General features: G+C 32.7%; 11 protein-coding genes. 4 read left to right on the top strand and 7 right to left on the bottom strand.

Annotated elements, in window-relative coordinates; all coding sequences use genetic code 11:
- Positions 1-212: 212 nt before the first annotated feature.
- Both LPB88_RS23340 and LPB88_RS23335 read right to left on the bottom strand, forming a co-directional pair.
- Positions 213-1,310, bottom strand: a complete 1,098-nt coding sequence (locus LPB88_RS23340; protein WP_230718144.1) for a YhcG family protein — start codon at positions 1,308-1,310, stop codon at positions 213-215.
- A gap of 242 nt (positions 1,311-1,552) precedes the next feature.
- The gene (locus LPB88_RS23335; RefSeq protein WP_230718141.1) at positions 1,553-2,152 is read right to left on the bottom strand and encodes a hypothetical protein; all 600 of its coding nucleotides are present in this window, start codon (positions 2,150-2,152) and stop codon (positions 1,553-1,555) included.
- A 668-nt stretch (positions 2,153-2,820) separates the two neighbouring features.
- On the opposite strand from LPB88_RS23335, the gene LPB88_RS23330 reads away from it, so the two are divergent.
- Positions 2,821-3,669, top strand: a complete 849-nt coding sequence (locus LPB88_RS23330) for an SDR family oxidoreductase (protein WP_230718140.1) — start codon at positions 2,821-2,823, stop codon at positions 3,667-3,669.
- Between the two features lie 174 nt (positions 3,670-3,843).
- Here the strand turns inward: LPB88_RS23330 and LPB88_RS23325 are convergent, their stop codons facing one another.
- From LPB88_RS23325 to LPB88_RS23315, 3 genes are all read right to left on the bottom strand, one after another.
- Positions 3,844-4,206 (bottom strand): hypothetical protein, encoded by a 363-nt coding sequence (locus LPB88_RS23325; RefSeq protein ID WP_230718138.1) that lies wholly within the window; start codon positions 4,204-4,206, stop codon positions 3,844-3,846.
- 452 nt (positions 4,207-4,658) lie between these two features.
- Complete coding sequence (locus tag LPB88_RS23320) at positions 4,659-5,573, bottom strand: SDR family oxidoreductase (protein ID WP_230718136.1); 915 nt, start codon at positions 5,571-5,573, stop codon at positions 4,659-4,661.
- A 196-nt stretch (positions 5,574-5,769) separates the two neighbouring features.
- A complete protein-coding gene (locus tag LPB88_RS23315; protein WP_230718134.1) occupies positions 5,770-6,099 on the bottom strand; it encodes a YegP family protein in 330 nt (109 codons plus the stop codon).
- 539 nt (positions 6,100-6,638) lie between these two features.
- Between LPB88_RS23315 and LPB88_RS23310 the strand changes: the two genes are divergently transcribed.
- Positions 6,639-6,839, top strand: coding sequence for a dodecin family protein (locus LPB88_RS23310; protein WP_230718132.1), 201 nt, complete (start codon positions 6,639-6,641; stop codon positions 6,837-6,839).
- Positions 6,840-7,039: 200 nt separating this feature from the next.
- Here the strand turns inward: LPB88_RS23310 and LPB88_RS23305 are convergent, their stop codons facing one another.
- Positions 7,040-7,645 (bottom strand): FMN-dependent NADH-azoreductase, encoded by a 606-nt coding sequence (locus LPB88_RS23305; RefSeq protein ID WP_230718130.1) that lies wholly within the window; start codon positions 7,643-7,645, stop codon positions 7,040-7,042.
- Positions 7,646-7,804: 159 nt separating this feature from the next.
- On the opposite strand from LPB88_RS23305, the gene LPB88_RS23300 reads away from it, so the two are divergent.
- Positions 7,805-8,191 carry a helix-turn-helix domain-containing protein gene (locus LPB88_RS23300; protein ID WP_230718128.1) on the top strand — a complete coding sequence of 129 codons (387 nt, stop codon included), beginning with the start codon at positions 7,805-7,807 and terminating at the stop codon, positions 8,189-8,191.
- A 230-nt stretch (positions 8,192-8,421) separates the two neighbouring features.
- Here LPB88_RS23300 and LPB88_RS23295 read toward each other — a convergent pair whose 3' ends face one another.
- Positions 8,422-9,309: a bestrophin family protein gene (locus LPB88_RS23295; RefSeq protein WP_230718126.1), complete on the bottom strand. Its 888-nt coding sequence runs from the start codon at positions 9,307-9,309 to the stop codon at positions 8,422-8,424.
- Positions 9,310-9,823: 514 nt separating this feature from the next.
- Here LPB88_RS23295 and LPB88_RS23290 point away from each other — a divergent pair.
- On the top strand, positions 9,824-10,501 hold the full coding sequence (locus LPB88_RS23290) for an IS1 family transposase (protein ID WP_230718124.1): 678 nt from the start codon (positions 9,824-9,826) through the stop codon (positions 10,499-10,501).
- The last annotated feature ends 161 nt before the right edge of the window (positions 10,502-10,662 follow it).

The raw sequence follows: 10,662 nt of genomic DNA, 5'->3' as shown, positions 1-10,662 counted from the left end.
AGAAATTTTCTTTCTTTCTTTCTTTCTTTCTTTCTTTCTTTCTTTCTTTCTTTCTTTCTTTCTTTCTTTCTTTGAATTGAAATCTATTTTAATTTAAGAAAGTTATAAAGCAATAATAATGACCGGAATTTCGTCCGATCATTTTATGTTTATCTACTTTGAAGGATTATCTAAAGAAGAGGACTCAGTATGACGTTATTTCTATTTCAAAGCTATGAATTGTTCTTTAATTCATTTTTGATGAATGTTTCTAATACTTCTTTGCTTGGCAATTGTATTTGGTATTTTGATACAAAAATTTCGTTTGTTAATCCTGTTGTAGCGTACTCTACCAGAGCTTCGTTTTTATTGGCACACAAAATTATTCCTACTGGGGGATTGTCTCCTTCTGTCATTTCATTTTTTCGGAAATAGTTTAGATATACATTCATTTGTCCAGCATCGGCATGGTCAAAGGCTCCAATTTTTAAGTCAATTAGCACGTGACATTTTAGTATTCGATGATAAAAAACCAGGTCAATTTTAAGGTGTTTATTGTCAAATGTGATTCTTTTTTGTCTTGCTTCAAAACAAAACCCTCTACCTAGTTCCGTTAAGAAATCCTGCAAGTGATTGATAATAGCGGTTTCTAATTGGGTTTCGCTATAGGTGTATTCCTCTTCAAGTCCAATAAATTCAAGAAAATAAGGGTTTTTAACCACTTCATCAACCGAAAAAACAGTGTCGGTTTTAAAGTTTTTCAGTACTTGTTCTTTGTTTTTGGACAAGCCTATCCTTTCAAATAGCATGGTATCCATGGCTCTGCCTAATTCTCTGGCACTCCAATTGTTTTTAATGGCTTGTACCTCATAAAAAGAACGTTTTAATGGGTTCTCGGCATTTAATAATTCTACAAAATGCGAAAAACTCAGACGGGTCAATAACAGTTCAGGTTCAAATGAAAGTTCGTTTTCTTTTACCAAATCGAATTTTCTCGACAGTGTCGAGAAAATGTTTTCACTGATCATTGTTGTACCTTCCAATTTTATCAACACTGCTGAGAAAATCTGTGGATAGGTATTGTATAAGTCTCTAAATCGGTACAATTGAGCAACCGAAAGCCCTTTAATGTGTTTTAATCTTTGAGCAATTAACTTAACTGTATTGGCTCCATAATCAGCTCGATCTAATCCGTTTTGCTCATATTCTACAATATAAAAACCAATTAAGATATTTCGGATAGTCAAGAAACTGTTCACCTGTTGGATAGCAATTTTTTGAGTTTCAATATGTACAGTTTCTATTTGCTGAATTAATTGTTCAAAGTTCATATTATTGCTTATTTCAAGTTTTCTAAATTATTTTGAAGAGCTATTTATAATACCATTATTATGCGGTATTAAGTCTACACTTTTCTATAAAGTTCTATTTATCATTTCCATAACAGCGGTAGAATATTTTTCCTTGCTGCCAAACTCCTTAATGATTTCTAAGGATGAACCAATATATATAATTATCTAAAATTAATGTTAAATCTTGCAAGGCAAATTCCGGACGAGACAATCTAAATTTTTTAATTTTGTGAATTCTCTAAATTTAATAAATCTAAAACTTTTGGTGAAACTGTCAAATCGGATCGGAACTTTAAAATGCCCTTTATGAAATGTCTTTTTAATTCTTTTGCATTGCGTATTGAAAAGGGAGTATTAAATATAATGGCTTTATAGATTATTGTGTTTGTAGAATTATCGAAATAATATACACAAATATTATAACCTACATCTTCACCCTCTGATAAAACTACATCATAATTTTTCAGATCAGGATTTGGGCACAAAGAATCAAAAGTTAGGGATTCAATAATTATTTCATTTTTATAATGATGCAAACCATTTTGATCAACTATTACTTTGGTAATTTTGTTTTTTCGGGTAATAATTACATCCTTTAATACGAAATATACCAAAAAAGATAAAAGAACTACGGATAGCACTACAGAAGAAATTTTAAATCCAGAAGATAATTTTCCAGATTCAATAATCATTACCTCTAAATTAATTATTCCTAAAATTGTACTCACAAAAAGAAATACTCCTATAGCCTTTGCTATAAAAGTTATTTTTTTTGATTTTAATGATTCTATTTTTGAAAGTTCATTATTCTGAAAATCCATTTTTTGTTAGAAGTTGGAAATTAAACATTAGAGTTATTGGAGTAAATTTAAGAAATATAAAACGTATTATTCAGATTTTTGGTTCTGTTGCAGAAATTTGAAAGAAATCACATCCGCTGCTCCCCACAGTGTTCCTTATGAAAAGCCGGGAAAATGTCTCTGACTCATATCTTTGTAAAAGTAACCATTTAATAAACAAACAAGGATGCAACTTGTTCTGTGACTAGATACGTTTAAACGATATTGTTGCAAAGGAAAAAAATCCTTTTATCAATTCTTAGAAATGATATCTTAAGTACAACAATTTTGAATGAATTGATAATTATGAAATATTGAAATGAAATTATATAACTTTTTTTTAAAAGAGATGATGAAATTTGAATTGAATTGTACTAAAATTTTATATTGGATTTACTATTGTGTTATCCAGCAGAAATGTTTTTACAAATATTCTTAAATAAGCATAAAATGTATATTTCCAAGTATAGTTGTAACATAAAAATATGTTAGCTGAAACAGCCTGAAATATTTTTGAGTTTATGATTAGAAAATAGCTTGGATTAAGCTGTTTTTTGTATGTTTTTATTTAAAGTATAAAAAAAGATTAGGATAATTTTTGGGAGATCAGTATTATATGGAATTGATTTTATCAAATTAAAATAAAGGAGATGGGCAAGAGAAAAATATTTCCCGAGCAAAAACAAGATTTGCCAGGCGAAGAACATAAAATGATTCCTGAGCCTGAAATTATGCGTGAGAACTATATGGGAAGCAGAAAGCTCTCAGGAAAGATTGCTTTAATAACAGGAGGAGATAGTGGTATTGGCCGAAGCGTGGCCGTTCATTTTGCCCGAGAAGGGGCAAGTGTTGCCATTGTATATTTAAAGGAAGATAAAGATGCTCAAAAAACAAAAGAGTTAATAGAAAAGGAGGGACAAAGATGTTTAATTATAAGTGGGGATCTCAAAGAAGTTCAATTTTGTAAAAATGTAATAAAAAAATGTATTCAGACCTTTGGGACTTTAAATATTATAGTAAATAATGCAGCAGTACAATTTCCAGAGAAAGAGTTCGAAAACATTACTACAATACAGCTCCATACTACTTTTGAAACTAATATTTACTCTTATTTCTATATCACAAAATTTGCTTTGCCATATCTTAAGGAAGGTGATACGATAATTAACACGAGCTCTGTCACAGCTTACCGCGGCAGTAAACATTTGGCTGATTATGCCAGTACCAAAGGAGCTATTGTAAGTTTTACCAGATCCTTATCTTCTATGCTGATAAATAGAAAAATAAGGGTAAATGGTGTAGCTCCCGGACCCATTTGGACTCCTTTAATTATAGCAACTTTCGATGATATTTCTGATTTTGGAAAACACACTCCTATGGGGAGAGCTGGTCAGCCCTGTGAAGTAGCTCCGGCCTATGTTTATTTAGCAAGTGAAGACAGCAGTTATGTTACAGGGCAATTTATCCATATAAATGGTGGTGAAATGGTTGGTGGCTAATAGAAGTATAGCAATACTACGGGAGAGATCTGAATAAAGTTCTCGTTTGAATTGAATGGTAAAGATCAGAAGGCATATTTTTTTACTACTATTTTTTTATAGTAAAAACCGCTATTGGCGGTTTTTATTTAAATTTCGTTTATTTACAATGCTGTATTCTCAAATGAAGAGTACTTATATATTAGGGTCTTTATCAATAGAATCTCTTTCAATTTTTTCTTTATAATCGATATCTTTTTCTAGAAAATCGTCATCCTCTTCTTCAATGTCTTCATTTTCGAAATCATCATCATCACCGTCATCACGGTCATTCTCGTCATCATTTTGAGGATTAGAACTGGATTGTAGAGAATAGGAATTTTCAAATTCGTCCAGATAAGGGATAGGTTCCTTATCGCTGTCTTGTTCTTCATTTTTTTGATCAAAATTCTCAATCAAATCACTATCTAAATTTGGCTTTTGATCATAGGGTGTCCAAGGCTCATTTTCTGGATTATGACTTTCTGTATCATAGTTCCTATTTTGATTATTTTCCATAATTTTTAGTTTAAGGATTTACTTTTTAATTTATCTAATTTGAAAATTTTTAAATTCAGTTATGCTCTTCTTTAAAAAAGAAAAGTATAAGTTGTTTTATTAGTAGCCTTAAAGGTAGAAGGATTTTATTTTGTTTTTTTATATAATTACAGGGTTTAATTATTTAATTTACAGTTGTTTATGTGGTTTGTTGCCACTGCTTTTTATATTTATTATTGTATTTTTTCCAACACTACTACAATTCCAAGAGCTAGGAAGCCAAGATAACTCCAAAAGCAGAAGCTTTCTAGAGCTTTACCAACAAAGGAGAAGCAATGAGTTGAAAAGAAAAAACAACAAAATGAAAGTACTGGTATTAAAGGACAAGGGTCGCGCTGTTTGCACTATGGGGTAGTCAGCTTGGATTCCTCAGAGATCATCCTCTATTGGGAAGTTTTCCCCAGAGACGGTATTTAATCGGTAGCTGCTGTTCCATATAAGGATACAACCCATCTACGGGGGAGTATTCGAATAAAAAATGAACTGATCTTTGCAAGAGTTCCAGGGATGATCATCATTTTTCCGCGCAGGGTACCACGAACTGCAATTTCACCAACTCTTTCCGGCGATACAGCCATCTTCATACCAAACCAGCCAAGTTGTTGCTTTGTATATTGAACAATCTCCGGTTTGGTAAACACTGGACCAGGACTCAGGCAACTCACACTAATATCTTTTTTTCTTAATTGTTCGCGCAAAGCGTAACTGAAAAAGATAACCGCGGATTTAGTTGCAGAATACATGTTTTTGGTAGGAATAGGGGCAAGCCCGGCCATACTTGCAACATTGAGTATATAAGACGGTTTGTTTTTCTCTAGAAGTGGCAACAAGGTAAGAGTCAAGGCCATGCACGACTCCACATTTAGGCGCACCATATACCGCAATGAATCAAGAGGCAGGGATAAATAATCCTTCGGCCCTCCTAACCCGGCCACATTGCAAAGCATTTTTAAGTGGATATTTTTGCTTGTACACCATCTGGCAATTGAATCGGCAGTTGATTCGTGCTCTAAATCTAGTTTTAATAATTCAACATGAACCTTGTAATCCTTTTCTAATCTTTCCTTTGCCTTATCCAGCGCATCCTGATGACGAGCAATCAAGATTAGGTTAAATTTCCTTTTTGCCAAAGCCTGGGCAATACTGTAACCAATTCCCTTACTACCACCGGCAACCAGAGCATAATCTGAGTGTTCAATACTTACCTTGGTCGGCTTGACATAAGACATAGAATCAATATTTGCCTGTGGGAGGCACAACTCATCTTTCTGTGCACTAACAGGTAAAGAGGTTAAGAAAAGCAGGATGACAAAAATAATAGCTTTCATTTATTTGTTTGTATATAAGTAATTTAAGTATTATTTTGGCAGGTTTTAATAAAAGGCTAAGAAATTTGTCTAAGTGGATAAATCTTGATTATTACTTGCTGTATTTCTCTCAGATTACAAGTAAATTCAGGAGAAGATAGGGTGTTAGGTGATAATGATCAATGTATAAGAAAAATCTGTAAAAGTCTTGCTGTATTTAACACTGATCCTCTATAAAAGCATTTGGCGCGAGTTTTTGTATCATTTTGATTGCCTGATCGCGGGCGAGCGCACTTGGAAACCGACTGCTAATGCCAATGGTTCTTCCATTAGTTGACTTTAGGTAGAAATAGAGTTCCCAGTCGGTAGCTGTTTTTTTATGGAATTTGTCAACCTCTTGGGTATAGGTTCTTAATTGCTCAATGGCCTTTCTGCAGCTGATTTTACTTCTTAATTCTTGTGAAGTAAGTAAAACTTGTCCTGTATTGGATTTAAGGCACACCTGAAATTTGCCACATTCTTTTTTAGTAATCACAAATTTTCCCATGGCCGTATATTTGGGTTATAATCAATGATATAGGTGGCTACTAAATTACAAATTTGCCACAAAAAATCAAAGCAGGCTATAAAAAAGTTTTTACAATAGTTGCCGCAGCTAAGGCAGTGGGCGTACCAATTTTTGGCTTGTTTTGCTCTTTGACAAAAACGGAAGTAAATAAGAAGATCTACACAATTAGCTGTAGGCAATGAGGTACAATTTTAAGCTTGCGGGTTACCCTGTCTTAATGGATTCTAAGCTATTATAAGGAAAGGTTTAGAAAAAAACTTATGCTCGGTGATATACTCTCAAGAGAGTTTCCACAATAGCGATGCCTCATTAAGACAAGTGGGCGGTTGATAAACAAATTAATAGATACAATTGGCCTTTTAGGCAGTAAAAAAACGTGGTGGCTCCAATTCAAGTATATAATGTGCTTTGTCTTAAAGTTGTTGATAATCTTTGTGTTAAGGTAGTTATGTTTTTTTTAATGTTTGATTTTAAAAGAAAAAGATTAAATTTATTATCCATTTAAAAAATAAGAAACTATGAAAGTATTGAAAGTAATTGAAGTTCTTGCTAGTTCAGATACTAGTTGGGAAGATGCGACTCAAAAAGCTGTTAGCAAAGCCTCCAAATCTTTGAAAAACATTCGTTCGGCCTACGTTCAAGAGCAGAGTGTAGCTGTAACGGATGGAAAAGTCAGTGAGTTTAGAGTAAACTTGAAAATAACATTTGAACTCGAGTAGAGATTAAATTTAAAGAAAACTAAAAGTTAATGGATCTTTAGTAAATACCTCTATAAGGTTTTATAGAGGTATTTATTATTAATATTAGAAGTTTTTAAGATTTAATTAATCCCTTAAGCGCCGGTTCTCATCTGAAATCGGCGCTTTTTTTAAGGATTCAGCCTTAACACAAAAGGGCTTGTAAAAGAGTGTTATATGTTTTAATCAATCTTTATACTTTCAATGGCTTTTAGCATTGCAGTTTCTTTTATTCCAGGCACTTTTAATCCTTCAGCACGAAAAACCGTTAAATCTGTCATACCCAAAAATCCAAGGAAAGCGTGCAAATAAGGAGCTACAAAATCGTTGGCTTTACCTTGTCCTTCTGAATAGATACCGCCGGAGGCCATGGCTACATAAACTTTTTTTCCTGTTACCATTCCAACTGGACGACCATCTTGACCATACCCAAAAGTTATTCCTGCTCTGGTAATATGGTCAATCCATGCCTTTAGTGAAGAATGGATCGTAAAGTTGATAAGTGGTGCACCAAGAACGATGATATCTGCAGCCATTAATTGTTTAACTAATTTATTAGATAAGCTGATAGCTTTTTTTTCTTCTTGAGTTAGTTGATCTCTTGGAATAAAAAAAGTGCGAAGTACAGCAGGTGTAAGATGTGGTATTTCGATTTCGACCAGGTTTAATTCTTCAAGTTCATTTTTAGGATATTTTTCTTGAATTTTCCCCACAATAGCATTACCCAGTTTAATACTGTAGGAATTTTTGCCTAATAGACTGGATTTTAGATGAAGAATGCGTTTCATAAATGTTTTATTTTTTTAAGTTTATCAGTTCTATACTCTGAGATAGATTCCTTTTTTGTTAACGATCAAAGGTTTATTTCTCTTAAAGTATCAAAAGCAAAGTTATCGTTTGGAAGTATATAAAAGTTAGTACTTACCTAAAGGAAAGTGGTTACTTTTATGAAAGTTTGTATATTTGCTATGATGAAAACAATTGAATATGAAACACTTCCCACCAAGGAAGAGTGCGCTGGATCTCTGAAAAACGTTATTGATGCGATGTATGTTCTTAATGGAAAATGGAAACTGGCTTTGATTCTTTGCCTTGTGCAATCATCAAAGCGTTTTAACGAGATTCAGAGGGAAATTACGGGTATTTCCCCTAAGGTATTAGCAAATGAATTGAAAGATTTGGAACTAAATTTTCTTGTCACACGCAACGTGTATCCAACTACTCCGGTGAGCATAATTTATGAAGCGACCGAGTACAGCCGAACTTTAAAAAACGTGCTAAGTGAGCTAAGTGATTGGGGTGCAGAACATAGAATGAAAATTAAAGAGCAATAATATCAATTAAACCTCGCCCGAAACACCAAGGGGCTCACTCTAGTTTTACTCTTTAATAATTTGCGAAAGGATTGTAGGGATTAAATTTTTAATTGAAAATCATTTCACCTTAGAAATTGGACTATCAAGTTTGCACTATTTATGGAGTGGGCAAACTATGTTCAAATCATTCGGACCCAAACTAAATTTTCTTGAAAATACAGGCGTTTAAATTTTCAACGAAATTGACACTAATTTATATAAAACGAGTTTGGATTTGCAGGTATTTCAGTTTTTTGATCAGTGATAATTTCCATAATATTATTTTCAATGGTTTTGGATAGCGCTGTCATAGGAATATCGGTAGGCATATTTTCAAATGGATTCTGCATGATTATAGCTGTTTCTTCTACAGCTAATAAAATTACCGGAATGATAATGGCAATTGCAATTTCAGTAAAAGGAAAAACATCCTCTAGTCCGAAAGGCAGTATGGAAGCAAGTACATATATTAAAACATGTATTAAAGAGCTGTATGATCTTGGAAAAACTGTATTTTTTATCCTTTCGCATTTTCCCATGGCATCATTTAGACGGCTAATAGTACTGTCTATCTGTGTTTGTTTAATTGGATCAAGGCCAAGATTTTCAGATGCTTGCTTAAGATGCTCTGAATGTTTATTCAAAAGTTTAGATGGAATGTTATTTGCTTTGATATTTTTAGAATCCAAATAGGATTGAACTTTAAAAGAGAAGGGTTCTTTACGAAGGCTTTGTGATAAGGCATAACACCAAATAATCTGTCGTTGTGCAAATTCTGGTATTATATTATCAGGATCCTGGTTAGGGAAAAATTGTTTAACCTGTCTGATAAGAGTTCTTGATTCGTTTACGATTTCTCCCCATATCTTACGTGCTTCCCACCAGCGGTCATAGGATTGTGCCGTTCGAAATGCTAAAAGTAATGCCACAATTGTACCAGCAACAGTTGTTATAGATAAAGGTACTGTGATCATGTGCAGATAGGTATAGAGATCAATAGTGGTGATAACGGACGCGTATATAATAATAAGAACAATATCGATCCAGATATGTTTTAAAAAGAAAAAAATAGCTTTATGATTGTTTTTAACTAACATATTTTTTTAGTGTTTTATCTTTTTGTGTCAGATTAAATTTATAACAAACAACTAATAGTATTTAGTTTTATCAGGCTTTTGTAATTATCCGGCTATATAAAAATAAGAAAATTTAATACGTCAAGAAATTATTAGAATAAAAATATCCCAAGATTTACTTTTGAAAACTCAGATATTACCCTTGTGTGGTTTGGAAATAAGCCACGGCTAATGATTACCGCATAGTGGGGTTGCAGAATTGAGCTCCACAATTTACTAAATTGTTTAATTGTAATGCACAGTACATCGCATCAATTAAGAAAAATCAGCCCTTTTAATATGTCATTAAATTCATATTTGTAAATAGGTGTAGTGATTTCTAACCTGTTTGTTTTTGGTAATGTATCAGATGTGTTGATGGTTAATTATTGCATCTAACATTTACAGAAAATCAGATATTTATATTAATATCGCTTAAAAATTAAAACAGCCTTTAGGCTGTTTTTTTATTTTATAATGCCTTAAATCGAAAAAAATGGAGTCAAACCAGACTAGGTGTTACAGATGTGTTGATGACATTCGAAAGATGATAAAGTATGGAAAGACAAAGTCTGGCAATCAAAGATATATTTGCAGAGTATGCGGGAAAACCAGAGTTGAAAATTATGCATATCTGGCTTATAAAGGAGATATAAACCAGAATATCATTCAATTAACTAAAGAAGGTTTGGGAATAAGAAGTACGGCAAGAATATTGAAAATATCAACGACAACATTATTAAAAAGAATCGTTTTTATCGCCCGAAATATCACCAAACCAATTATCAGCAAAGGCAAAACTTATGAAGTCGATGAGCTGTGCACTTATATCAGACACAAGAAAAATTATATCTGGCTTGTGTATGCTTTGGAAAAGAATTCTAAAACAGTTGTGAGTTTTAATGTTGGGAAACGAACCAATAAAACGCTTAACCGTGTTCTGGAAATTTTAAAACTATCTGAAGCTAAGAAGATATTTACGGACAGATTAAAAAACTACAGGTATCTGATTGATGAGAAACTACATTCGGTAAAACGTTTTGGGACAAACCATATTGAAAGGAAAAATTTAACACTTAGAACTCATCTTAAAAGATTAAACAGACGGACAATCTGTTTCAGTAAAAGTTTAGTTGTTTTTACTGCTGTTTTAAAGATTTATTTTTGGACTTGATTTTTTAAATAGATAAATATCTTGTTGAATAATTAGCGGGAATAGGACTCGAACCTGTTAATGAAAAAAATAATTAAAATATACAAAGAGAGAGCTGCACATTCGAACCTGGGTGTAATATCCCTCATTAGTACTTAATTTTTAGCTTTGAAAAGTGCCCT

Source organism: Flavobacterium sp. JAS (genome assembly GCF_020991455.1).
Classification (GTDB): domain Bacteria; phylum Bacteroidota; class Bacteroidia; order Flavobacteriales; family Flavobacteriaceae; genus Flavobacterium.
The sequence above is the reverse complement of the archived record's forward strand: the minus strand, read 5'-3'. Positions and strand labels throughout refer to the sequence as shown.

What these genes read in the sequence shown, in the direction of transcription:
- LPB88_RS23340 (WP_230718144.1), bottom strand. Translation starts at nt 1,310, where the DNA reads ATGAACTTTGAACAATTAATTCAGCAAATAGAAACTGTACATATTGAA.
- LPB88_RS23335 (WP_230718141.1), bottom strand. Translation starts at nt 2,152, where the DNA reads ATGGATTTTCAGAATAATGAACTTTCAAAAATAGAATCATTAAAATCA.
- LPB88_RS23330 (WP_230718140.1), top strand. Translation starts at nt 2,821, where the DNA reads ATGGGCAAGAGAAAAATATTTCCCGAGCAAAAACAAGATTTGCCAGGC.
- LPB88_RS23325 (WP_230718138.1), bottom strand. Translation starts at nt 4,206, where the DNA reads ATGGAAAATAATCAAAATAGGAACTATGATACAGAAAGTCATAATCCA.
- LPB88_RS23320 (WP_230718136.1), bottom strand. Translation starts at nt 5,573, where the DNA reads ATGAAAGCTATTATTTTTGTCATCCTGCTTTTCTTAACCTCTTTACCT.
- LPB88_RS23315 (WP_230718134.1), bottom strand. Translation starts at nt 6,099, where the DNA reads ATGGGAAAATTTGTGATTACTAAAAAAGAATGTGGCAAATTTCAGGTG.
- LPB88_RS23310 (WP_230718132.1), top strand. Translation starts at nt 6,639, where the DNA reads ATGAAAGTATTGAAAGTAATTGAAGTTCTTGCTAGTTCAGATACTAGT.
- LPB88_RS23305 (WP_230718130.1), bottom strand. Translation starts at nt 7,645, where the DNA reads ATGAAACGCATTCTTCATCTAAAATCCAGTCTATTAGGCAAAAATTCC.
- LPB88_RS23300 (WP_230718128.1), top strand. Translation starts at nt 7,805, where the DNA reads ATGAAAGTTTGTATATTTGCTATGATGAAAACAATTGAATATGAAACA.
- LPB88_RS23295 (WP_230718126.1), bottom strand. Translation starts at nt 9,309, where the DNA reads ATGTTAGTTAAAAACAATCATAAAGCTATTTTTTTCTTTTTAAAACAT.
- LPB88_RS23290 (WP_230718124.1), top strand. Translation starts at nt 9,824, where the DNA reads ATGGAGTCAAACCAGACTAGGTGTTACAGATGTGTTGATGACATTCGA.